The sequence below is a fragment of the Mesomycoplasma lagogenitalium genome (assembly GCF_029854295.1).
GTDB classification, from domain to species: Bacteria; Bacillota_I; Bacilli_A; order Mycoplasmatales; family Metamycoplasmataceae; genus Mesomycoplasma_A; species Mesomycoplasma_A lagogenitalium.
In genome coordinates this window covers 157,717-182,975 of sequence record NZ_CP122979.1, presented here as the reverse complement: position 1 = coordinate 182,975, position 25,259 = coordinate 157,717, and the positions used below count along the sequence as shown (strand labels likewise).

Below are 25,259 nucleotides of genomic sequence, written 5' to 3'. Positions count from 1 at the left end.
CCTACTTTTTTAATTTTTTAATTTCGATTCTAATACCTTTCTAAAATCATCAATTAATACATATTCGAACTTACCATTTTTTGCTATGGTAATTCCGCCAGTTTCTTCAGAAACAACTATTGTAGTTGAATCTGATTGTTCGCTAATACCCATAGCCGCTCTATGTCTTGATCCGAATTTATTATTAATTGATTTAGAAGTTATTTTATAATATGTTGAAGCATATGTAATTTTATTATTTCTAATAATAACAGCACCATCATGTAATGGTGAATTTTTATTAAAAATAGAAATTAGTAAGGAAGAAGAAATGTTTGAATCAATTCTAACTCCGTCTGTTCTTAAATTTTCGATATTATCATGATTTTCGATAGTTATAATTGCTCCAGTTTTAGTTTTTGAAAGTTCTTCAACCGCATTTTTTAATTCTATAATGACACGATTTTTATTGGAATCAGCCATTTCTTTAAATTTTGATTTTTTACTTTTAATATGCTTGTAAAGAAAATAAATTTCTTTTATAACAAGAATGAAAAACATTATTAAAACTAAAATTAAAACTAATACTAAAATAATTTTTTCCATTTTATTTCCCACTTTTCTAAAAAAACGTATCAAATTAGATACGTTTATTATTTAAATTGCAAATATATAAACTATAATTGCTATTATTAAGAATAAAAGCGCTATTCATACTGTTACTCATAAGATTCAATTTGTTCTTGTTCAAATAGATTCGGATTTAGGTTCTTCTTCTTTAGTTACAGTAATAGTTGTTGTGTTTGCTAAATTAGAAATATCAAGAACCTCAACAGGAATTTCTTCATTTGTTTCTCTGTTTACTAATGAATAAGCAGTTGGATTAATTGGTGTTGGAGAATTATATCCCAGTACTCTACCAGAAACAGTTATGTTAGCATCTGTTGCATCGATTGCTATTGTATTTCCACCACATTTATAACATAATCCACCAAATGATAATGTTGATGTGTGGAAACTATGATCGTAATTTGGAACAAAATCTTGTTGTGCTAATAAATGACATCCGTTGCAATAATCATCAACGATTTCTTCATCCATTTCCTTACATAATTGACAATCAAAAGCTTCAACTTCCGGCTCAACTTCAGCCTCTAATTCTTCTTCTACTATTTCTTCAACATCACTACTTAATTCTAAATAATCAACTGTTGAATTAGCAGCTAAATTAGCTTCCTCTTCTGCTATTAATGCACTTCATTTAGCGATTTCTTCGTCAATTTCTAAACACTCAGGACAGTTAAAGTGTTCTTCATCTTCGGTGTGTAAATGTTCTTCTTCAACTAATTCTAATTCTTGATTATCATCAAAAGTTTCAACTTCTTCTACTTGGTTTTCGATTATGTATTGAGATGAAGGAATTGTTCATTCTTCGTTGCATGGGCAATTTAATTCATCATCCACATCTTCGTATGAATTGCATATTTCACAATCATTTTCTGCTTTAACATCTAAGAATTCAACTGTTTCATCTTCATCTTGAGAAAATTGATTTCAGTATGCAATTTTTTCATCAGCTAATAAATGTTCGTGATCACATGAGGTAGGCTCTTCATAAAGAAGAACAGAATCTTGAACATCTAAATTAAGAGCTTTTTCTTCCTCTTCAACTTCAAGAGGCTCTTCAGATCTTAATAATGAATCACAAATTTCACAACCATTTAATAATTCACTGTCTTCAAGTGATTGCATCGCTTCACATTCAGCACAGTAAATTGGAAAACTTTCATCCTCGGTATCAATTAATTCTTCTTGTTCAAAATCTTCTTCAACAACATCGAATATTTCCTCTTCAACAAAATCACTATAAGTATCATCTAAATAAGTGTCTTCTTCTTCTTCTTCTTCAAATTCAAACTCTTGTTCTTCATTGATTTCATCAACATTAATTAAATATTGATTGTCATCATTTGTTAAATATTCCGCTTTTAAACATTGAATTTCGTGTAATTCATGAGTATGTGAATAGTTGTCGCCATTTTCTGAAAGTATTTTACATTCTAAACACTCTGCTTGTTCATAAACTTCAAGTTCTTCTGTTTCTGGATCTAAATTTTCATCAACAAAATCGGTCGATGACTCTTCTTCTTTTTCTTCCTCTAACACATTAGAATCTTCTGGTAATGACACAACAAAACTTTCAACTTCACTGTTATGACTTTCATATTCAGAAAAATCTTCAACTTCTTGATGAGAATCTAAACATTGGCAACTTTCATCACAATAACAAGTTGAGCATTCGCAATCTTGAGAACATTTTTTATCTTTTTTCAATACATTTGAAGCCATTGAACATTGACAATGTGAATTTCTTTTCTTGATAAGAAGGTGTTTTCAATTATCTTTATTTTCTTGGTCGAAAAGCACAATTTCTAAATTACCATCAAATCCAGATAAATCACAATTTAAGTTTTTCTCAAATTCGTCTACTTCAAATTCTGAATGAGCATCTTTAACGATATAGTGTTTATGTTTTTCTTTTAAATCACATGTATGGAGTTTGTGTCCTGAATCGCAATCGCATTCATCACAATCGCAATTTGAAACCGATTCTTCAATGAAATTATTTTGCTCTTTTTCTTCCTCTTCTGAACAACCGCAAACATTTTCATTTTCTGGTTGCTGTTCATCGGAACAATTTTCAGAACATTGTGGACAATGGAATTCGTCAAAATTAGATTCTTCAAATTCATTAAATTCATCATCAGACAATTTCGAATGATCGCAACTTTCGGAACAACTGCAATTTTCGCAATCTTCAACTTTTGAATAACAAGTGTCTTTCAAGCAATTTTCAGCAACAAAAATATCATTTTGTTCACTTTCTACTTTTTCTTCAACAACTTGTTCTTGATCATCAGCATAAAATCTTTCTAAATTATTTTCAAGACTTGAACACTCTAAATCACAATCACAATCAGGGCATTTTTCCTCTTCTTCAATAGAAGAACTTAATTTGTAATTATTTTGTTCAGCATTTTCTTTTTCTGTTTCAACAACTTTTTCTTGTGTTTCTGTTGCAACTTCCTTTTTGCTTTCTACATCAAATTCAATATATTCAACTTCAACTTCTTGATTTTCATTGATTCTTGATTTAACAGATCCGGTAAAAATTCCGTTTTCTCTAATCCACATTGTTGCATTGAGTTTTAAAGATTTAAAATGTTCAACTGTATCATCTAAATTTTTAAAAATTAAAAAATTCTTCTGTTTAGCTGCTTTAAAATGGAATTCCACTTCTTTTGTTTCTATGTTTTCTGTTTTAGAACAGTAAAATCTTAATATCATATTTTCCTCTTTTATTAGTACTAGTTTATCAGTTAATTAACATATTTTTTAGCATATATAATATTTAAAATTATATATTCAAATTTTACACCATTTTATTAAAAAAGAAAGAAAAAACAATCAATTAATAACAAAAATGTTTAATTTATTTTCCCAAACAAAAATTTTTAAACATTGAATCTAATAATTGTTCGTTATCTGCTTTTCCTGTAATATTGACAAGATCCTCTCACGCCTTTCTTAAATCGATTATAACAACATCTGCTGTAAAGCCATTTTCGATTGCTAAAATTGCATTTTCAATTGCTATAAAAGAGGATTTAATTAAAGACAATTGTCTTGTATTATTAATTATTTGTTCGTTATTTAAATCGATATTTTGATAAATTTTAATAATCTCTTTTTCTAATGATTCTAAGTCGTTATTTTTAGCTGAAATATAAATTTTTCCTTTTTCTTTTTCATTTAATAAATCTGCTTTATTAATAACTTGAATATATTTTTTATTTTTCGAACGATATTTTATTTGTTCATCATAATTATTTCACACGTTTGTTCCATCAATTAAATGAATAATAATATCACTTTCATCTATTTGTTTTAATGAACGATTGATTCCAATTTTTTCTGCTTCATTATTTGCATCTCTAATTCCAGCAGTATCTTTTATTAAAAATGGTAAACCACCCAAAACAAAATTCCCTTCAACCACATCCCTAGTCGTTCCTGCTTCGGCAGTAACAATCGCCTTTTCTTCATTTAAAAACGCATTTAATAAAGATGATTTTCCGGCATTAGGCAGACCGACAATCGCTAATTTAATTCCCTGATAGATAATCCTAGAATTTTCTGATAATTCAATGGTTGTATGTAATTCGTCTTTAATTTTCTTTAGCTCTAAAAGTAATTGGTTTTCTTTTAATTGCTCAACATCATCATATTCTGGATAATCGATATTTACTTCAATTTGTCCAATTAAAATTAATAATTGATTGATTATTTTGTTAATAAATTCACTAGTTTTACCATCGAATTTTTTAATAGCCATTTTTGTTTGAAAACGATTTTTAGCATGAATTAAATCATTAATAGCTTCTGCTTTTATTAAATCCATTTTACCATTTAAAAATGCCCGTCTTGAAAATTCTCCTGGTTCCGCCATCCTCGCTCCATTAGCTAATGCTAATTCTAAAATTAATTGCGTATTTACAATTCCGCCATGAGCATTAATTTCTACTGTATTTTCACCGATAAAATTATTTTTTCCTTCAAACCACATAACTAATACTTCATCAACTAGTTCATTGCCATTTTTAATTCAACCGTAAGTAATTTGCTTATCTTTACCTACTTTACCTGTATAAAATTTTTTAACTATTTGAAAAACATCAGGTCCTGTTAATCGAATTATTGAAATCGCTTGATTAACTTGACCACCAGAAGAAATTGCAACAATGTTATCAAACATTTAATATCCCATCTTCTTCTCGTATTCTTCTAATGTTCCTCTAAAAAGAAATGAAGAATCTGGTCTTATTTCTAAAATGACATTGGAAACATTTTTCACTAGTGCCCTATTATATGTAGTAAAAATCATTGATGATTTATATTCGCTTAATCCTTCAATAACAGAATCGATTGATTCAGCATCTAGATGATCTAATGGTTGATCAAAAATTAAAAAGTTCGATTCTTTTAACATCATTCTTGAAAACATTAATCTTGCTTTTTCTCCTCCTGATGTAACTTTTACATTTTTAAAAACCGAATCACCACTAAAAAGCATTCTTCCTAAAAAACTTCTAATTCTTTGATCTGAATTATCTTTATTAGATTCAATAGAATTTTCTATTGGTCATTTACTTAATCATTCCATTAAATTTTCATCAGTATTGAAAAATTTTGAATTATCTGATGGAAAATATTCGGCAGTAATAGTAGAACCTCAAATAACATTTCCTGATGTTGGTTTTTCAATTCCGAAAAGAATTTCTAATAATTTGGTTTTAGCAATGTCATCTTCACCTAACAGTACCATTTTCTCTCCTGGTAAAATATCAAAAGATAAATTATCAAATAAAACTTCATTTGTTTCGGGATTTACATAAGATAATTCCTCAACTCTTAAAATTTGTTTACCTGGTTGTTTAAAAACATCAAATCTAATAAATGGATATTTCCTTGATGATGGCTTAATTTCATCTAATGTTATTTTTTCAAGCGATTTTTTTCTAGATGTAGCTTGCGAAGATTTTGATGCATTAGCTGAAAATTTAGCAATAAATGCTTGTAATTTTGCAATTTGCTCTTCTTTTTTAGCATTAGAATTTTTTTGCATTTCTCTTAATAAGGTAGATGATTCTTTTCAAAAGCTATAGTTACCTGTAAACATTTTAGCTTCAGTAAAGTCAATATCTACAATATTAGTACATACTTGATCTAAAAAATCACTATCGTGAGAAACGACAATTACAATATTTTGATATTCAACTAAAAAGTTTTCTAATCATTTAATTGCTTTTAGATCTAAATGGTTAGTTGGCTCATCCATTATTAAAATATCAGGATTACCAAAAAGAGCTTTAGCTAGTAAAACCTTTACTTTTTGAGATGCTTTTAAATCGCTCATTTTCACATCTCATTTATCTTTAGGAATATCTAATCCTGACAAAAGAATTTGTGCATCATTTTCAGCGTTTCATCCTCCCATCATTCCAAATTTTTCTTCAAGTTCACCCGCTCTTGTATAATCCTCTTCTGTTGAATTAGGATTTTCATAAATTGCATTTTTTTCTTGTTGAATTTTATATAAATCTTCATTTCCCATAATTACAACATCAGTAACATTAAAATCATTATAAATATTGTGATCTTGACTTAATACTGAAATTCTTTGATTTTTGTCTTTAATAATTTCTCCAGATGATGCTTCTACTTGACCAGAAATTATTTTTAAAAATGTTGATTTTCCCGCACCGTTAGCACCTATAATTCCGTAAGTATTACCTTCGGTAAATTTCAAATTGACATTGTCAAATAATTTCTTATCATAAAATATTTTAGATAAATTTTTAACTTCTAACATTTTTCTCCTTTTAAAATAGTATTACAATTTTACTATATTTATTTTTATAAAAAAATTATTATCATATTTTATTGATTTTCTAATTTATCAATTATTTTTAAAAGATAATTTTGTTTTAATTCATTTTTATAAGTTCAAGTTTGTTTATTTCCAATTATTATTAAATTTTTTTTAGCTCTAGAAATTGCTACATTAAATAAATTGGGAGTTCCAGCTAATAATTTAACAGTATTTTCTGCTTTTTCGGATTTTGAATCAAGACCTAATACTATTATTATAAAATCAGATTCTCTGCCTTGAAAACTAGAGATTGTTTTTACATTGTTTTTTATTCACCGGTTTATATTATTATCTGATTTTTGTTCAAAATAATTTCTTAAACCTTCAATAACCTCTTTAAAATATGAAATAACACAAATATTATTAAGTTTACTGTAGTCTAAATTATTTTTATCAGTTTTTATAATTTTTTCAATTTCTTTTCATGCTACTTCCGCTTCTTTTTCGATAAAATGTTTTTTATGGCTATTTGAACTACCTACAACATTAATAAATTTATTAGTATAATTTACACTATTGTGTTTTTCAATTCCGTATATTAGCGAATTATTATAAAACAATTCATTAAAAATGGAAAAAATCGATTCAGGACATCTTCTATGAACATTTAGATATAATCCCAATTTTTCTCCTATTTCTTTATATGAAAAAAATTTTGAAATTTTATTTGCATATTCTTGCAACGAATTGTTGCTATAAGGGTTGAAAAATGGATTATTATAACTATTATTTCAATTAGAATCTCAAATTGTCTTTAATATTTTTTCATCTTCCTCGCCTATCGGTTCCAACTGTTTGGTATCGCCTAAAATTAATGCATTTTTTGATCTGAAAATCAAACCAAGTGACTGATATATTTTAGCTTGGCTCGATTCATCAATTATTATATTTCCAATAAAATTGCTTTCAGTTCATAAATCTCCTTTATCAGAAAAGGCATAATTTTTTCTCACTGATGCAAAAGTTGTTGAAATAATAGGAAAAATTATATTTAAAATAATTAATTCTCTTCCTTTTAAATGGGAGCGTTTTTGAAAAATATCATTTATTTTTTCGATTAATTTATGCTTTAAAATAAAATGTTTCATCACTTGTAGAGAACGGTGGAAAATTTCAACTCTTAGCGAATCTATATACTCAGTTATCCAATTAGTGTGTTTATAATTTTCCTTAAAATATTTTATTTTTTGATCACTACTTTTTAATTTTTCAAAATCAAAAAACAGCGAATCATCGATATTATTTGCTTTAGATTCTTTAATATACAATGTTTTTAAACTAGAAATTATTTTATTTTTAAAATTTCGTCTTGTATGTGATGAATTTTCTAGTTTAAAATCAACCTTTTTCATCAACTTATTTATTTTTAAATGTTTTTTATTTTTTTGTTTTAATTTATTAATTTTTTCACATATTTTATAGATTTTTTTATTAATTTTCTCTGCAAAACTAATCTTTTTAAGACTAGATGATATTCATGATAAAAAATCTAATAAATCATTTAATTGGGTTTTTAACTTGATTAGCTTCTCTTTTGAATATTCAAAATTTACATCATCTTTTAATTTTTTATAATCATCATCATTTACATAATTATTAATTGCTATTTTAAGTTTTTTTCTTCTTTCTGAATTGCTATAAGCATAAGAAATTGCTCCAAATGGCTCTTTTTTTGATTTATTATGAGCAAAAATTAATTTTGCTAATTTATTAAAATAAATATCTTTTATATCTGAATTATTTTCTAAATAATTTTCATTATTATTTAAATCAAACAAATTCAATTTTTTATCTAGTTCATTTTTGGGAAAATTATCATTTAAATTCAAAAATGGCAATTCAAAGGAAATGTTTTCTCCCGCTTCATTTGAATTGCTGGCTACAACCAATCCAAAATCGGAAAGATTATTTGCTATTTCATCTATAGGCAAATTTTCCTTATCTATTTCTATCATTTTTAGTGCTTTTTTGTAAATTAAATTTGAGGCAATATCCTTTATTAATGTTGTTTTACCAGTTCCTGGAGGACCACTAAGACTGATGACATTTTCTCATTGTTCATTTAGTAAATTATTCGTGTAATCTTGCATGAATGACGGTTTAAAATTGGAAGGTCATTTAGCAAATGTTTTTTTACTAATATCACTATATTTTACTAATAATTCATTATTTTCATAAACCGACTCGGTTTTATCCTTTGCTTCACTTAAAATTAAATTTATTACTTTTTCTGATTTATTAATATTATTTTTCACCATTTCTAATTCTTTTGCATAAAAATCTAGTTCACTATTTCAATATCGCTCATAATGATGAAAATTATTAATTTTACTATCCTCATCATTTTTAGAATCTTCATTTTCTCTTTCAACTTTTTTTACATATCATTGCACTTTTTCAGATGCAATATTGTATTCCTTAGGAAAATATTTATATACAAATTGATTTAAAAAATGTTTTATTTTTCCATAAGTAAATTTTTCGCATTTCATAAATTCATCAAATTCATTATTCAATAATTCATTAAAATCATTTTTTTCTTTTTCAATGTTTTCTAAAGTCAATTTTTCATTTTTACCCCAATAATAAAGAAAAAAAGTTGAACATGAAAAATTTCAATCTTGATTTTCTATACTTCATACAATTTCTTTATCGACAATAAAACTATCAATTGAAAATGAAAATAGATAAGTTTTTTTAGAATCCATTTTATTATAATTTTTAAAATTTAATTTTTTAGTACTATTTTTATTTCTAAATTCTCCTATTTTTTCAAGATCCTCTATTGAAAGATTGCCCAAAATAAATTGATATTTAAAATTATGATCAATATCCTCATCTAGTTTATCCCCTCAATCTTTAGCACTAAATATTTTTTTATTTTCATCGCTTTCAATAGTTTTTACATCTAAAAGTGATAATAATTTTCAATAATTAATTACTTCTTCTAAATATTTTAACTTTTCGTTTGATAATTCAAATTTATTAACAGAATTCATATTTTCCCCTATTTTACAATATATTTAATTATAACATTTTAAAATTTTAAATATAAAAAGTAAAAGATAATGTAAAATATTTAGCATTATGAAAAAGAAAGAATTTTGAAAAGTTTTTTTATTTATTATAAAATGTACTTTTATTGGTTTTGGTGGCGGAAATGCCTTAATGCCAATAATAAAAAAATATGCAGTTGATGAATATAAATGAATAACTGAAGAAGAATTTGATAGTGCTCTTGTAACTGTTAATTTACTTCCTGGTGCTGCTGTTATAGAAATGATTTCTTATATTGCAATTACTAAATTGGGAAAACTATGGGGAACAATTGTTACTTTAATTGCAATAATGCCACACATCATTGTTGTTATGGCACTTTACTATTTAATAACATTATTACCAATAAAATATTTATATGTTATTAATGTGGGAGTATTATCAGCGCTAATCGGTGTTATAATTGGGTTTTCATTTAAATATTTAAAAGCAAGTAGAAAAGATTTATTGTGATATGTTTGAATTGCACTTTTTATTTTAACACTTGCATTTTGTTTGTTTGTTCCCGCTCCCTTTAATTTACCAGCCATTCCTTTAATTTTAGGAATAATATTTGTTTTTATCTATGAATTTATAAAAATAAAAAGAGGTAAAAAATAATGTTTATTTTACTAATGCTTGCAGTATTTTTAGGAATCATCATTATTGCTTTAATAGTTTTTGGTGGCGGACAAGTTTTTATGCCTATTTTTCAATGGTTTTGAACTTTTTTATCACAACAATTTGATTTAGGGATTACTCAAGATAAAATAGATACCGTATTTACTATTTCTAATTCAACACCAGGAGTTGTATCGACTAAATTCGCTGCCTTTACAGGTATTTTAGTTGCTAATGGCGCTTGATGAGGATGAATAGTCAGTTTTTTTACATACTTAATTTTTTGTTTACCCGTTATTTTATTAATGACATTTTCGATGAAAGTTGTTAAAAAAACTAAAGAAAATAAGTATTTGGTTAATATGATGAAATTTATTAACCCTATTTTAGCTGGTGTTTTAATATCATTAGCAATTCAATTATTTATTTCTATAATTGCTCCAAATGTTTATTTTAATGAAAACTTTAATCAACCATATGCTTGAATAGAAGAAAATTCTAAATCAAATTTCTTTTCAGGTTGAAGATTAATTGTTTTAGTAATATGAGTTCCCCTTTTTGTTGGTTTTTCGATTTTTTACTACTTTAAGAAAAAACCTTTATATTATTTATTTATAGGAGGAATAATTTCATCTTTAATTTTATTTCAACCTTGATTATAAAATTAAATTAAATATAAGCATAAAATAAAAAACACCTTGGTTATTGGGGTGTTTTTTATTATTTATAATTATATTTTTACAAATTAAATAAAAAATAGATTCGCTAAAATAACGCAAATCTATTTTTCAATTTTATTTATTTGATTTTTCTGATTTTTTAACAACTTTTTTACTTGGTTTTTTATCAGTTGTGGTTTTTGATTCTTTTTTTACTGGTTTTTCTTTTGATAATTCTTTGGTTGCTTTTTTAATTTTTTCTCCAATGGTTCCTGAATGGTATTGGATTAATCTTTCTATAACTTTTCTGTTAATAATTGGAATTTGTAAATGAGTTTTAGGTACCATTTGTTCAATTGCTTCAGCGGTAGTTTTGTAAAATTTAGCCAATTTTTCTACTTCATTTTTATAATCTTCTTCAGTAGCTTCTAATTTTTCAATTTTAGCAATTTCAGCATAAATGAATGAAGTTTTTAAATTTTTCTTAGCTTCATTTTGAATTTCATTTTCAATATGTTCATCAGAAAATTTTAATAAATCTGCATATTCTTTTAAAGTGAAACCTTGACCTTTTAATGTTTCCTCAAATTTTTCTTTAACTCTTTTAGATTCATCTTCGATTAAAGCAGGAGATAAAGGAATTTCTGTTTTTTCTATAATTTTATCAAACATATCTTTTTGGAATTTTATTTTTGCTTGTTCATTTTTTTCATTTTTTAATAAATTTTCCAAATATTTTTCTAACTCTTTTATATTTGATACATTTTCAATCGATAATTCTTTAACAAAATTATTATTTAATTCTGGTTTTTCATATGTTTTAATTTCTTTTACATTAATTTTAAATGTTGCTGGTTTTCCTGCATATTCTGGAGAATGATAGTCAGCAGGAAATGAAACATTAATTTCTTTTTTATCACCTACATTAAATCCAATCATCGCTTCTTCAAAACCTTTAATAAAGTTTCCTGAACCGATTTTTAATTCAAAGTTTTCAGCCTCTCCACCTTCAAATGCTTTTCCATCGATAAATCCTTTAAAGTCAAATGTAACAATATCACCATTTTTAATTGCCTCTTTTGAATCTACGACTACCGATTTAGATAAAACTAACTTGTCAATTTCTTTTTTTACATCTTCTTTTGTAACTTTTGGTTCAACAAAATCTAAATCAATTTTTTTATAGTCATAAATTTCAATATCTGGATAAATAGGCAAAATGAAAGCAACAGATAATTCTTCGCTAGTTAAATTCATTATTTCAGCTCTTGTTCTTGAATTTAAAATTAAATCACTTTCCATAATTTGCTCTCTAGCTACTTTTTCTAAAGAATTAATGATTTTTGAAAATGCTCTTTCTAATACTTTACTTTCTGAAACTAGTTTTTCCGCTTTATCAGCTGGTACTTTTCCTTTTCTAAATCCTGGAATTGTAACGTTTTTCATTAAATATTGTTTAGCTTTTTTTTGTTGCTCTTTTCAATCTTCTAATTTCGCTGATACAGTTATTTTAAGTTCAGCAGTATTTTTTAAAATCTCTCTTTTTGTCATAAAAGCTCCTCTTTTTAAATATTAATAAATATTATAAATTATTTTTTTAAAAATTAAAATAATGTTATTTTTATTCTCTTATTATTTCAATTTTTTGTTCGTGATTTTTCTTATTTTCAACAACTTTAAAGTTTAAATTATTGTATTTATATTTAAATTTTAAAGTTAATTTTTTATTAGTTTTATCTTCTAAATATTTACCAATTTTTTTATAATGTTCTGGTAAATCAGTTCCTAAAACTTGGTTAATTTTTTCAATATCAGTTGAATATCTAACAATTAATTTCGATTCGTCTAATTCATACATTTCTAGATCATCACGAAAATCATGTTCATCATATATTTCACCAACTATTTCTTCAATAGCATCTTCAAAGGTAATTATTCCTATAACATTTTTATCATCATTATTTTTAGTAACAAAAGCAAATTGACTGCGATATTCTTTCATTTTTTTAAGAGCTATTTTTAATAACGAATTACTTGAAATATATGGAACTTCAATAATGAAATTATCAATTTCAAACTCGTTTTCCTCTAAAAAGAAAATGTCTTTCAATAAAATTATTCCAACAAATTTTTTGTTTTTTAAAACTGGTAATCTTGAAAATCTTGTTTCTCTAAAAATATTTAAGATTTCCGATAAACTTTGTTCATATGAAATATATGTAATATTTTTTAATCTTACATAATGTTTAGTTAATTTTACTGAATCAAAATCAAGTGCGTTTATTGCTAAAATCGATTCTTCTTTTTCTAAAACACCCTCTTCATATCCTGTATTTAAAATATGCTTTAATTCTCCTTCTGTGTTAGTTATTGGATTCGGTTTTACTAACTTAGAAATTAAAATTGTTATCGGTCAAAATAAAATATAAAAGAATGATAAAAATAAATATGTTCTTTTTAAATATCCTAATGGAAATTTTAAAGCAAACATTTTGGGCAAGATTTCTCCAAATATAACAATTAAAGGTGTCATAACTGCAGTTGAAATAACAATTTCTAATACATCATCAGTTAATACACTTGATAAAATTGTTGATAATATTGTTGATGCACAAACGTTAACTAAATTGTTTCCAATTAACAAGGTTGATAATGTCGATGGAAACATTTCATATCTTTTTATTAATGTTTTTTTCATTAAAGTTTTTTTAGGATTAATTCCTTCTTCAATTTTCGCTCTAGTAACAGACGAATATGCAGTTTCAGTTGCAGAAAACAATGCTGAAACAACTAGTAAAATAACTAATAATACACATAATATTATTCGTGTCGTATCCATTTTAATTTTGTTCTCCTTCTTCAAAAAATAATCCTATTTTTGGATTAAATTGTAAACTAATTTCCCCTATAGCTCCATTACGATGTTTAGCAATAATTAATTTGGTTTCTTGAATGTCGTATGGAGAAATTTCTTTTTTATAATAATTTTCACGATATAAAAAAGCCACAATATCAGCATCCTGTTCTATGGCTCCCGATTCTCTTAAATCGGAAATCAATGGCTTTTTATCTTCTCTTTTTTCCACTTCTCTTGAAAGTTGAGAAAGGGCAATCACTGGACAATTAATTTCTCTTGCAAGTTGTTTTAATGTACGAGAAATTTTCGATACTTCTACCTGACGATTTTGTCCACCACTACCCACATCAATTAATTGTAAATAATCCACCACAATTAAATCGATTTTCTTCATTTTTTGCAATAATTTTTTAGTTTTTCAAATCATTTCATGTAATTTCATACCGGCAGAATCGTCAATAAATAAATTGTAATGACCAATTTTTTCATTTAAAGTTGTAGAAATATTAACTCAATCGTGATTGGTTAGCATATGAGGGTTTTTTAAATGATCTGCTCTAATACCTGTTTCTGCAGATAAAATTCTTGTTACAAGCTGTGTTGTTGGCATTTCTAATGAAAAAAACACAGCAATATGATTATTATTTTCGACAATATTTTTTGTTAAATTTAAAGCGAATGCCGTTTTACCCATCGCTGGTCTAGCTGCTAAAATGATTAAATCACCTTTTTGTAATCCTGAAGTAATTTTATCTAATTCTCTAAATCCAGTACTTACTCCTTTTAAAGATGAAATATTTTTTCTTGAAAGAAGATCTTTCAAAATTTCAGCAGCCACTTCTTTCATTTCTTTAAAATCGTGAATTTGAACTCCACGACTAATTTGTACCATTTTAGCTTCAAAATCATTTAAAATATCATCTGTTTTTTTATCAGATTCATTTAATTGCGACATTGTATATTGAATAGCCATTTGAGCTTTTCTCAAATTAGATTTTTCAATTAAATTTGTCATTATTTCTTTAATTGTAGAATAAACAGGAACATTAATTGTAATTTCTGATAAAAATGATGCTCCACCAATTGCTTGTAATTTATTAGTATCGTGCAATTGACTTAAAACCGTTATTGTATTAACTTTTTTTGAACTAAAAAATAAATCATTAATTGCTTCAAAAATTATTGAAATTCTTTTGCTATAAAAATCTTCCTTTTCTAAAAAAGGAATGATTTTTTGTTGATCTTGTTCAACTAATAAAATATAAGCAATTAACGATTGCTCAATTTCTTCTGGTAAATAAAAGGTTTTATTCATCTTTTTCAACCTTAACTCTTAAATGTGCAATTACATCTTTATGCAACTTAACATTTAAAACTGTTAAACCAAGAGAAACAATATGTACATGATCTTCTAGAGAATGTTTTGGTAATTTAATATGCAATTCTTCTAGTGCTTTTAAAATTTTTTTTGCTGTTATTGAACCATGAACAACATTATTTGTTTCTTTTAATTTAAAATGCAAAATTATTTTATGAATTTTTTCTCTTAATTCATTGGCTTCTGCAATTTTTTTCAGTTCTTCATTTTTTTCATTTTCTAATTTTTTATCTAAAAATAAAGATGTTTTTTTATTAACTGGAATTGCAAATTTATTTTTTATTAAATAATTTTTTGCATATCCATCTGAAACATCGATTATTTGATTTACTTTTCCATCTTTACAATCTTTAATTATTATTACTTTCATATCTCACACTCACTATTGCTTGTCTAATGTTATCAACAAATTCTTCCAAAGTTTCTGTTGTACTTTCAGCTGCAGCAGCTGAAAAATGTCCACCGCCACCAACTGCTTCTGCAATTATCTGAACGTTTGTATTATTTATACCTCTAGCAGACATTTTATATTTATCTTTTCCTATAACCTTAGCAACCACGAATGTTGCTCTTCTTCCTTGGATATTCAGCATAAAATCGGCCGCTATTGAAACTACATCTAAATTAATTTCTTTATCGGTATATGCCAATAAAAATCCAGGTTTAACTTCTTCAACATTTTTAGTTATAGTATTAATTAATTCAAAAATTTCTTCGCTAATTTTTAATGTTTCAATTGATTTAGCACTTTGAGCACCCCATTTTACCAAAATGGAAGCTGCATTAAATGTTTTCATTGTTGTTGATTTTTTAAATTGATTTGTGTCCATGTAAATTCCATTAAGTAAAATTTGGGCAACAAATGGACTAATTAATCTAATTTCGCTACTTGAATTTAAGGCGATTAAATCAGTGATAATTTCTGACGTAGAAGAGGCAGTTGTTTCAATGTAATCATTTCCTTTGGCTAAAAAATCCGGTTTTCCAGATACCACCCTGTGATGATCAAAAATAAACACTTTTCTAGGATCGCTGTTATTAAATGCTGTTGGATTTTCGATTCTACTTGCTTCCGCCGTATCCAAAACAACCACCATAGTATTTTTATTAGTCATTTTAGTAGCAATTGTTGGCTTTAAAAAAATCTTTTTATCAATTTCCGAAACATTGTTGTTTAAAAAATTTTCTGTTGTAGCATCAAATGTTACATTTTGAATAAACATTTTTTTGTTTAAATTAAATTTATGTTTTGCATAATTAATTAAAAAATGACCTAAAGCATAAGCAGAACCTATAGCATCTAAATCGGCATATTTATGACCATATAAAATAATATTTTCTACTTCAGGATCTTCTAAAACTTGAAGCATTTTTTTAGCTACATAATTTAATTCACTTCTACTTGAATTAGAACTAATTTCGCTATTTGAACCATAAACAACATTTCTTTGACCATATTGCCCAACTGTAATTTGATTTCCACCTCTTGTTTTTGAATGCATAAGTGCATCTTTCGCCATTTGGTTTAATTTAAAAATTTGATTTGTTCCATAAACTATTCCAACAGATAAAGTCACAATTTGCTTTACATCATTACTGCTATTGCTGAGTTTAACTTCAATTTCATTAAAAACCGAAAAGTTTTTACTTCTTAATTTTTCAAAAGTTTCATAATTAGTTACAATTCAAAATTTTCCATCAATATATTGTCTATAAGAAAAATTATATGTTTTTGAAAGTTCATCTAGCAATGAAATAACTGATGTTTGAATTTTGAAAAAATCTTCCTCACCCAACGATGAAAGTAATAATTGAAAATTATCTATTTCAATTTCACCAATAATAATTTTATCTCTATTATAGTTTTCTAAAACATTATTATATAAAGTGATGTCTCTAATTGAAATTGAATTGGCATCACGATATTTTTTAGCTAAATATGTGTAGCCATCTTCGCTGAAAATAATTTCATCATCTTCATCAAGATTTTTATTTTGATTAAATAATTCATTAACATTTTTACCAATTCATTTTTTTGCAAATCTTTTTTCAATAAATGAAGAAGTTCAAATAACCTTACCCGTTGTTGAATGCAAAACAATTCCTAAATTACTATCTTCAATCACATCCTTAATGTAGTTATAAAGAGAGGAATGAATTTTTGAAAATTTATTTAGATAAACTCACAAAGTAAGGAAAAAACCAATTGTTATTAATAATAAAAATATTAAAAATATTGTAAACAATGCACCACTACTAATAATATTTGTTTTATATAAAGCAACAAAAATTAACGAAAGAACTATTAAAATGATAATTCCAAAACCAATTGAAATAATAGCTGTTGTTTTTTTATTCATAATTATAAATATTATAAGATAAAAACAATATATTTTAATTAAAATCATACTATTTTATTAAAAATGCAGTAAAATATCAATAATCTAAAGCAATAATATTTAAAAAATAAAAATAAAATTATAAAAAATATTGTATAATTTAAAAACTAAACACATAAGGAGATCTAATGGCAAATATTAAATCTAAAATTACAAGAATCAAAACAAATGAAAAATCAAGAATAAGAAACAATGCAATTAAATCAAGAGTGCGTGGTGCTATTAAAAAAGTAAGAGTTGCTGTTTTAGCAAATTCTGAAAACGTAAGTGAATTATTAGCTAAAGCACATAAAGAAATTAATACTGCCGTTTCTAAAGGTGTTCTACACAAAAATAATGGTTCTAGAAAAGCTTCAAGAATTGATGCGTTTGTTGCAAAACATTCAGTTGCTGCTTAAAATTAAGATATAAAAAAATCCCAATTCGGGATTTTTATTTTTAATCTTGACCCACTTCATCTAATTGATCAATTCTAGTTTGGTGCCTTCCGCCTTCATATTTTGTTTCAAAAAATTCATCGACCATTTTTTTTGCTTCTTCAAAGGTTGTAAAACGGCCACTCATTGCAATAACATTAGCATTATTATGTAATTTAGCTAAATAAGCATCATTAACATTAGTAATTCTAGCTGCTCTAATCCCTTTAAATCTATTTAAAGCATAAGAAATTCCTAGTCCTGTGCCACAAAAACCAACTCCTAAATCAGCTTTTTTATTTTGTAAGTGTTTTGCTAATTTTTTTCCATATTCAGCATATGAAACAGATTCTTTGTCATTAAATGGCCCTAAATCTTCAACTTCATATCCTTTTGATTTTATATATTCTAAAATTTGTGATTTTAAAGCATATCCCGCATGATCGCTAGCAAAAGCAATTTTCAATTTTTTCATTATCTTATTTCCTCCATATTTTCAACTCTAATAATTTTTGAAGGTTTATTAGTTCCTTCTCCAAAATCATAAACCTTTTTTATCATAAAAAAAGTTTTTTGTGCTTCTTGCAAATTTAATGTCTGTTTTCCTGAAATATTTGCACTAGTTACATAGCAAGGACCTAATTTTTCAAGTAATTGTAATAATCCACTTTGATCAGGCATTCTAAAACCTTGATCATTAACTACTAATGTTGTAGCTCCTGGTCAATATTTATGTGCCATTTTTTCAGCATCAATATTTCATTGTTTAAAAGTTCTTGCTTGTTCAATTGATGAAACTAAAATAATAATTTTTTTAGACAAATTTCTATTTTTTAATTTATATAAAATTTCAACATTATTACTATTAACTGGAACTCCTATTCCAACAACTGTATCAGTTGTAGTGATAAAAACATCATTTAAATCTTTTTCTTTTTCCATTATTTTATTTTACTAAAAAACCTATTTAAAATTAAATAAATAGGAGTATAATTTAAAATATAAACAAGGAGAAGATATGAAAGAAACAAAAATTATTTTAATTGGATGCGGTGCCGTAGGAACATCGTTTCTTTATTCAGCAATTAATCAAGGTTTAGCAAGTGAATATGGATTAATTGACAAATTTGAAGGACCTAGAGATGGTAATGTTCTTGATTTAGAAGATGCCATTTCCCCTTCACCAAGAAAATATAATATTTATGCTACAGATTATTCGAACATTAAAGATGCTGATATTTTAGTAATTACAGCGGGTAGACCTCAAGCTCCTGGTGAAACAAGATTAGAAATGGTTAAAGATAATTCTTTAATTATGAAAGAAATTGCAAGAAACGTTAAAGAAAGCGGTTTTAACGGAATTACAATTATTGCTTCAAATCCTGTAGATGTTTTAACTTATGTTTATTTAAAAGAAACAGGATTTGATTCTAATAAAGTAATTGGTTCAGGAACTAGTTTGGATACTGCTAGATTAAAGAGATTATTGTCTTTGAAAACTGGTGTTTCTACAGATAATATTAATGCTTATGTTCTTGGTGAACACGGAGATTCATCACTAGTAAATTACTCATCTTTTAAAATCGGAACACTTCCATTTAGTAAATACGAAGAAAAAACTGGAATTAATCCATCTAATTATGAAGAATTATTAGAAAAACCAGTGTATCAAAAAGCTTATAGAATTATTGAAAGAAAAAGAGCAACATTTTATGGAATTGGTGCATGTTTAGCAGAAATTGTTAGAAATATTCAAGAAGATTCTAACAAAATCTTAGCAGTTGGTGCTTATTTAGAAAATCAATATGAAGTTAATGATGTTGTAACTGGTGTTCCAGCAATTATCGGAAAAGATGGAATTAAAGAAATAGTTGAATTAGAACTGAATGAAAAAGAATTAAATAAATTTAAAAAATCCGTGAAAATTGTAAAAGATACTATTAATTCAATTAAATAATTTTAGATAAATCTTTTAATTTTATAAAAAAATGATCCTAAAATTAAAGGATCATTTTTTTTATAAAACAAAGTAAAATACTTAACAAAATTTTATATTTAAAATAGTAAAAAAGATAATTTTAAACAAAGATTATTAATATTGGATTTTATTAAAAAAAGCAGTATAACTGCTTTTTTCGGTCATTTCTGAAATGGAGCGAGTGAAGGGAATCGAACCCTCATAGTCAGCTTGGAAGGCTGAAGTTCTGCCATTAAACTACACTCGCATCTTCTTAGCCTTATTATTATACATCATTTTAAAAAATATACAAATAATTTTTTTATTTTTTATATTGAATAATTGCAATACGATTTTTATTATTAATATCTTTTTTAATTTTCAAATCAATATTTGGATATTTTTTTAAAAAATTTACATTTCAATCTGAAATTTCAAATATTAAATATCCCTTTGGTTTTAAAAATGATTTAGCATTTTCTAAAATTAGACGATAAAAATAATTGCCCTTTTCTTTAGCAAAAAGAGCTTGATGATTTTCTCAATTTAAAACGGAACTATCTAAAACAATGTTTTCTGGAATGTATGGTGGATTAGAGATGATTAAATCAAATTGTTCAGTTTTTGGAACTGATGAAAACAAATCAGATAAATAAATATCTGTATTTTTATCAACATTATTAATTTTTGCATTTTCAACACTGGAATAAATTGCATTTTCATCTATATCGACCATCGATACTTGACAATTAACATTTTTTGCTATTGCAATGCCGATAAATCCGGTACCACAACATAAATCTAGAACTTTACTATGTTTATTTATATAATTAAAACTTTCGATTATTACTTCCTCGGTTTCATATCTAGGAATTAATAATTTATTATCTTTAAGTAAAATTTTAACATTTTGCATTTCAATAAATCCTACAATTAATTGAATTGGCATATCTGATTTTAATTTTTCTTTTTCTAATTCACCGATTTTTAAAGGCAAATTATGTCTTAATTTTTCTTTTAAAAGCAATTTTTTTCTAATGTTATAATCCTGCATTTTGAATTTTTTCCGCTTGTTCTTCAGCTAAAAGAGCATCAATAATTGGATTTAATTGTCCGGCAATGGCGGTTTTTAATGAAGTTGAAAAGGCAATTCGATGATCAGTGATTCTATCTTGTGGGTAATTATATGTTCTGATTTTTTCGCTTCTAGCACCTGAGCCCGCTAATTTTCTAAACTCACTTTCAGTTTCTTGTTTTTTTCTAATTTCTAGTTCGTAAAGTCTAGTTTTTAAAATTTTCATCGCTAGTTCACGATTAGCAATTTGGCTTCTTCCGTCTTGCGAAGTAGCGATAACTCCTGTTGGTATATGAGTAATTCTAACTGCTGAGTCTGTTGTATTAACTGACTGACCTCCGGCACCTGAAGAACGGAATGTATCAATTCTTAAATCACTTTGATTAATTTCAATATCAACATCCTCATCAGCTTCAGGCATAACAGTAACAGTTGCAGTTGATGTATGTACCCTTCCTTGAGTTTCTGTTTCAGGAACTCTTTGCACTCTATGAACACCTGATTCATATTTCAATTTTGAATAGGCATTTAGTCCACTAACTGAAAAAACTATTTGTGTAAATCCTCCAGAATTAGCAAAAGTTGAATCTAAAACTTTAACACTCATATTATTTAAATCAGCTCATTTGGAATACATTTTAAAAAGATCGCCAGCGAAAATATTAGCCTCATCTCCACCGGCTGCACCTCTAATTTCCATAATGACATTTTTATCATCATTTTCGTCTTTAGGTAATAATAAAACAATTAATTGTTTTTCTAAAATAGGCATTTTTTCTTCTGCATTAGTAATTTCTAATTTTGCCATTAAAACAATTTCTTCATCTTTTTCATTTAATAATAATTTAGCATCTTTTAAATTGTTTTCTAATATTTGATATTCATTAAAAGCTTCAACTATCGGTTTAATTGAAGAAATTTCTTTATTAATTTGTGTGTACTTTTTTATATCTTGCATTAAATTAGAATCTAATAATTTGTCATTAAGTTCTTGATACTTTTCCTTTATTGTCATTAAAGATTTGTACATTGAATTTTCCATATTTTAAATTATATATTAATGTTTAAAAAAAGAAAATTAAAAAAAGAAAACGAACTAATAATGATTTAAGTTCGTCTTTTGTTTTAATATAAATAAAGAGGAATATAGATAAACGATAATAAATAGTATAGTGAATATGTATCTTTTAAAAAATCATTATATAAATATTTAATTAATTTATCCTTTTTAATAGAATTAGGGAAATTTAATTCCATAAATCCAAAATCAACATTATATTCAAAATAAACATTTTTACCAATTGATGTGATTGTAAAATTAAATATTTTACTTCCCGCTTTATCTTTATATCTATTTACAGAAGTTTCCATTGCTAATGGAGTATACATTTGTCTGATTTTTAATTCATTTTTAGATATTGGATTAAAAATTTTATTAAATTCGTTATTTTCTAATTTAATTCCTTTATTAGTTAGTCCAAAAAGTCCTTTTTTCTTTAATAATTCAAAATCAAATGCACGATCTTTTAAATGTTCTGTATTGATTTTTAAAATTCCAGTATTGTAATATTCTACATTTTCTTTATTATTTACTTTAACAACTCTTTCTCATAAAATATTTAATAATGAAACAGGGTATTTATTATCAATTAATAAATTTTTACTCGCACTTCTTGCTTTTATATGCGCATCATAAGGAACGTTATATCTAAAAGTTTGTATATCCTTTTCCGTAATTTGACATTTATTAAAAGCTTGTAATTGTGAAGGATTTTCAATGTTAGTGTCATCGCTATATCCTAAATAAGTAAAGCCCTTTTCAAGAGTTTCAAATGCCTCTTTATACATTAGTTCGGGATTTAATTTTTTTTTAATTTCCATTCTAATACGTTTTTTTATTTTTGTTGATTTATAGTAAAAAACCATTATTAAAATTATTGATATAATTATAAAAATCAATGAACTAACAACTAATGCTAAAACATTAATATTTTTATTAAAAAAACCTGCTACCATTCCGATTAAAAAAGCAATTGCAATAATTGAAGAAACTGAAATGACTAACAATGAAATTTTTAAATTCTTTTTATCTTTTTCGCTAATGGAACTTTCAACTGTCTCGGTTAATTTAGGCAAGAATTTTTGATCTGCTTCTTCCTTGAAAACATTAAAAGTTTTAAAATTTTCTACTATTTTCATTTAATTATAAATCCTTCATTGATACATCTTGTCTTTGAATTTCTGATGCTTGAAATAGTGGTAATGTTGATAATTTCATATCTGAAGAAACAATATTTGCTGGTCAAACAAAAATTTCAGAATTAAATGCAGTAACTTTTGAGTTGTATAATCTTCTAGAAGCTGCAATTTCTCTTTCTAAATATGAAGTTTGATTCATTAATTCATAATAAAGTTGATTGGATTTTAATTCTGGATAATTTTCAGAAACTGCGATCAATCTTCCTAAAACACTATTTGAAAGCGATTGAAGCTCTTGGGCATTTGATAATCCGGATTGCCCCATTAGTGATCTCATTTTTGTAACATCAGTTAAAATTTCTTTTTCAAAATTTTTAAATGATTTAACTTGGTCAACTAGTTTAATTAAAGTATCAGCACGCTTTGCAAGTTGTGTATCAATTCCTGAAGCTGCTTCGTTAATTTCGTTTTGAATTCTTAAAAACTTATTTCTTTTTACTAAATAATAAATTGGTCCTGCAAATAATAAAAGTGTACCAAAAATTCAAAATATTACTTTTGTAGCAACACTGCAATTTGGACTTTTTTCTAAATTATCTACAGCAGGTTCTAATCCCTTTGGATTATTATATTCTCTGTTATTAAATAAATTTGACATTTTTTCCTTTCCATTTAAATTTTATCATAAAAGAAAGGAAAAAATGTTTTTATATAATATAAAAACGTAGCATAAAATATGCTGTATTTTAATTATTTTAATTTATTCTTCAATTCTAGATAAAATAAAAAGCGGTGCTGTTTCTGATCTTAAAATTCTTTTTCCTAAAGAAATTAATTGATAGTCATTATCTAATGCTAGTTGAACTTCTTTATCAGTAAAACCACCTTCTGGTCCTATTAAAAATATTGAATCTTGAGGAAAAAAAGTATTATTAATTTTATATTCAACTTTTTCATGAGCAATATACCTGAACTTATAAAAGTTTTCAAAAACTTTTTCAAATTTTACTGGAAAATCAACTTGCATTGGTTTATTTCTAAAAGATTGTTCAGCAGCATTTTTTGCTATTTCATTTCATCTTTCAACTTTTTTTATTAAATCTTCACCCAATTTTTGTTCAACTCTTTCAGTTAAAAGTGGAATTAATCTAGTAGCTCCTAATTCGGTAGCTTTTTGTATCATTCATTCAAATCTTTTTGTATTAATAATGGCGCAAGCAATTGCTACTTCGCCTTGAAATTCGTGGTTTTCTTCAATTTCTTTAATAATTAGTGCTAAATCATTATGTAAGACACATTCATAAAATTTTTCATTATAAATACAAATAAAATTTTCCTTTTCCACTCTTGCAACTTTTATATGTGCAAGAGTTTCTTTACTTAATATAAAATAGTTTCCTTCGCGTTTTTGAGCAAAAAATCTCATCATTTTTTTACACCTCTTTCCTTTTTAGGTTATAATATTAATGAAAATGCCATCATAGCTCAGTAGGTAGAGCACATCCATGGTAAGGATGGGGTCGCAGGTTCGATTCCTGTTGTTGGCACCATATCATAAAAAATGACCTAAATTATATAAATATTAAAATATATATTATTATATCACTTATTATTTTTGCAATTATTAAACATTTTAATTATTTAATGCAATTTTAAATGGATTAAATAATTAAAATGTTTACTTTTTATTTTTTTACTAAAAATTCAATAAAAAAGAAAAAGAGGCAAAATCGCCATATTTTTAACTGAAAAAAGCATTTTTATGTTTTTTTTTTTTTTTTGCAATGTATTAAAATTAATTTAATATAAATGAAAGGAATGATATGGAAAGAGGACAGTTAATAAATTCCGTAATAAAAAAAGTTGTTAAAAAAGATAGAACTTTAGTAGAAGTGGCTTTAAAAAAGATGACCACAGAAGAACTAATGTTATTTAAAAAAACAGTTGATGCTAAATTTAAAAAACCTTCTGTGGCACTTTTATTAGGAATAATAAATCTTGACAGATTCTATTTAAAAGAAAGCCAAGCATTTTTAAAATTTATTACATTTGGTGGTTTTCTAGTTTGAACTATTTTAGATCTGTTTACCGTAAGAAAAAGAACTAGAATACTAAATAGCGAAATGCTTGTAAGAGAATTATCACTATTTCAATTCGCTACAAAAATTTAAAATAAAATTAAATAAATTT

At 25.5% G+C, this 25,259-nt stretch carries 22 protein-coding genes and 2 tRNA genes; 6 read left to right on the top strand and 18 right to left on the bottom strand.

All coding sequences use genetic code 4. The features are described from left to right. Positions 1-9: 9 nt before the first annotated feature. From QEG99_RS00795 to QEG99_RS00775, 5 genes are all read right to left on the bottom strand, one after another. Positions 10-585: a diadenylate cyclase gene (locus QEG99_RS00795; RefSeq protein ID WP_280102115.1), complete on the bottom strand. Its 576-nt coding sequence runs from the start codon at positions 583-585 to the stop codon at positions 10-12. 51 nt (positions 586-636) lie between these two features. Then, positions 637-3,327 (bottom strand): hypothetical protein, encoded by a 2,691-nt coding sequence (locus QEG99_RS00790; protein ID WP_280102114.1) that lies wholly within the window; start codon positions 3,325-3,327, stop codon positions 637-639. A gap of 145 nt (positions 3,328-3,472) precedes the next feature. Next, a complete protein-coding gene (gene mnmE, locus QEG99_RS00785) occupies positions 3,473-4,795 on the bottom strand; it encodes a tRNA uridine-5-carboxymethylaminomethyl(34) synthesis GTPase MnmE (RefSeq protein WP_280102113.1) in 1,323 nt (440 codons plus the stop codon). Beyond that, complete coding sequence (locus tag QEG99_RS00780; RefSeq protein ID WP_280102112.1) at positions 4,796-6,412, bottom strand: ABC-F family ATP-binding cassette domain-containing protein; 1,617 nt, start codon at positions 6,410-6,412, stop codon at positions 4,796-4,798. It lies immediately after the preceding gene. A gap of 68 nt (positions 6,413-6,480) precedes the next feature. Next, positions 6,481-9,471: a DEAD/DEAH box helicase gene (locus tag QEG99_RS00775; RefSeq protein ID WP_280102110.1), complete on the bottom strand. Its 2,991-nt coding sequence runs from the start codon at positions 9,469-9,471 to the stop codon at positions 6,481-6,483. 88 nt (positions 9,472-9,559) lie between these two features. On the opposite strand from QEG99_RS00775, the gene QEG99_RS00770 reads away from it, so the two are divergent. Together QEG99_RS00770 and QEG99_RS00765 are read left to right on the top strand one after the other, a co-directional pair. Then, entirely contained in the window at positions 9,560-10,129 is a 570-nt protein-coding gene (locus tag QEG99_RS00770; RefSeq protein ID WP_280102109.1) for a chromate transporter, read from the top strand. Continuing rightward, positions 10,129-10,791 (top strand): chromate transporter, encoded by a 663-nt coding sequence (locus QEG99_RS00765; protein ID WP_280102108.1) that lies wholly within the window; start codon positions 10,129-10,131, stop codon positions 10,789-10,791. The genes QEG99_RS00770 and QEG99_RS00765 overlap by 1 nt, the downstream gene beginning before the upstream one ends. A 132-nt stretch (positions 10,792-10,923) precedes the next feature. Here the strand turns inward: QEG99_RS00765 and tig are convergent, their stop codons facing one another. The 5 genes from tig to QEG99_RS00740 form a co-directional block, all read right to left on the bottom strand. Further along, entirely contained in the window at positions 10,924-12,339 is a 1,416-nt protein-coding gene (gene tig / locus QEG99_RS00760; protein ID WP_280102107.1) for a trigger factor, read from the bottom strand. Between the two features lie 70 nt (positions 12,340-12,409). Then, positions 12,410-13,627: a hemolysin family protein gene (locus QEG99_RS00755; protein WP_280102106.1), complete on the bottom strand. Its 1,218-nt coding sequence runs from the start codon at positions 13,625-13,627 to the stop codon at positions 12,410-12,412. Position 13,628: 1 nt separating this feature from the next. Next, positions 13,629-14,960, bottom strand: a complete 1,332-nt coding sequence (gene dnaB, locus QEG99_RS00750) for a replicative DNA helicase (protein WP_280102105.1) — start codon at positions 14,958-14,960, stop codon at positions 13,629-13,631. Continuing rightward, complete coding sequence (rplI, locus tag QEG99_RS00745) at positions 14,953-15,393, bottom strand: 50S ribosomal protein L9 (RefSeq protein ID WP_280102104.1); 441 nt, start codon at positions 15,391-15,393, stop codon at positions 14,953-14,955. The genes dnaB and rplI overlap by 8 nt, the downstream gene beginning before the upstream one ends. Then, positions 15,374-17,383 carry a GGDEF domain-containing protein gene (locus QEG99_RS00740; protein WP_280102103.1) on the bottom strand — a complete coding sequence of 670 codons (2,010 nt, stop codon included), beginning with the start codon at positions 17,381-17,383 and terminating at the stop codon, positions 15,374-15,376. Before QEG99_RS00740 ends, rplI begins: the two co-directional genes overlap by 20 nt. A 167-nt stretch (positions 17,384-17,550) precedes the next feature. Between QEG99_RS00740 and rpsT the strand changes: the two genes are divergently transcribed. Then, positions 17,551-17,820, top strand: a complete 270-nt coding sequence (gene rpsT, locus QEG99_RS00735) for a 30S ribosomal protein S20 (protein ID WP_280102102.1) — start codon at positions 17,551-17,553, stop codon at positions 17,818-17,820. A gap of 40 nt (positions 17,821-17,860) precedes the next feature. Here rpsT and rpiB read toward each other — a convergent pair whose 3' ends face one another. After that, positions 17,861-18,313, bottom strand: coding sequence for a ribose 5-phosphate isomerase B (gene rpiB / locus QEG99_RS00730; protein WP_280102101.1), 453 nt, complete (start codon positions 18,311-18,313; stop codon positions 17,861-17,863). Next, positions 18,313-18,780, bottom strand: coding sequence for an L-threonylcarbamoyladenylate synthase (locus QEG99_RS00725; protein ID WP_280102100.1), 468 nt, complete (start codon positions 18,778-18,780; stop codon positions 18,313-18,315). The genes rpiB and QEG99_RS00725 overlap by 1 nt, the downstream gene beginning before the upstream one ends. Before the next feature lie 76 nt (positions 18,781-18,856). Between QEG99_RS00725 and QEG99_RS00720 the strand changes: the two genes are divergently transcribed. Further along, entirely contained in the window at positions 18,857-19,795 is a 939-nt protein-coding gene (locus QEG99_RS00720; protein ID WP_280102099.1) for an L-lactate dehydrogenase, read from the top strand. Between the two features lie 194 nt (positions 19,796-19,989). Here the strand turns inward: QEG99_RS00720 and QEG99_RS00715 are convergent. From QEG99_RS00715 to QEG99_RS00690, 6 genes are all read right to left on the bottom strand, one after another. Continuing rightward, positions 19,990-20,063: transfer RNA gene (locus tag QEG99_RS00715), tRNA-Gly, on the bottom strand. A gap of 54 nt (positions 20,064-20,117) precedes the next feature. After that, positions 20,118-20,849: a peptide chain release factor N(5)-glutamine methyltransferase gene (locus QEG99_RS00710; RefSeq protein WP_280102098.1), complete on the bottom strand. Its 732-nt coding sequence runs from the start codon at positions 20,847-20,849 to the stop codon at positions 20,118-20,120. Further along, a complete protein-coding gene (prfA, locus tag QEG99_RS00705) occupies positions 20,836-21,912 on the bottom strand; it encodes a peptide chain release factor 1 (protein WP_280102097.1) in 1,077 nt (358 codons plus the stop codon). Before prfA ends, QEG99_RS00710 begins: the two co-directional genes overlap by 14 nt. Positions 21,913-21,995: 83 nt before the next feature. Beyond that, complete coding sequence (locus QEG99_RS00700; protein WP_280102096.1) at positions 21,996-23,069, bottom strand: hypothetical protein; 1,074 nt, start codon at positions 23,067-23,069, stop codon at positions 21,996-21,998. Between the two features lie 4 nt (positions 23,070-23,073). Further along, positions 23,074-23,727 (bottom strand): LemA family protein, encoded by a 654-nt coding sequence (locus QEG99_RS00695; protein WP_280102095.1) that lies wholly within the window; start codon positions 23,725-23,727, stop codon positions 23,074-23,076. A gap of 102 nt (positions 23,728-23,829) precedes the next feature. Further along, complete coding sequence (locus tag QEG99_RS00690; protein ID WP_280102094.1) at positions 23,830-24,498, bottom strand: 16S rRNA (uracil(1498)-N(3))-methyltransferase; 669 nt, start codon at positions 24,496-24,498, stop codon at positions 23,830-23,832. Positions 24,499-24,543: 45 nt separating this feature from the next. Here QEG99_RS00690 and QEG99_RS00685 point away from each other — a divergent pair. Then, positions 24,544-24,619 (top strand) — tRNA-Thr (locus QEG99_RS00685). Between the two features lie 273 nt (positions 24,620-24,892). Continuing rightward, entirely contained in the window at positions 24,893-25,240 is a 348-nt protein-coding gene (locus tag QEG99_RS00680; protein WP_280102093.1) for a TM2 domain-containing protein, read from the top strand. Positions 25,241-25,259: the final 19 nt, after the last annotated feature.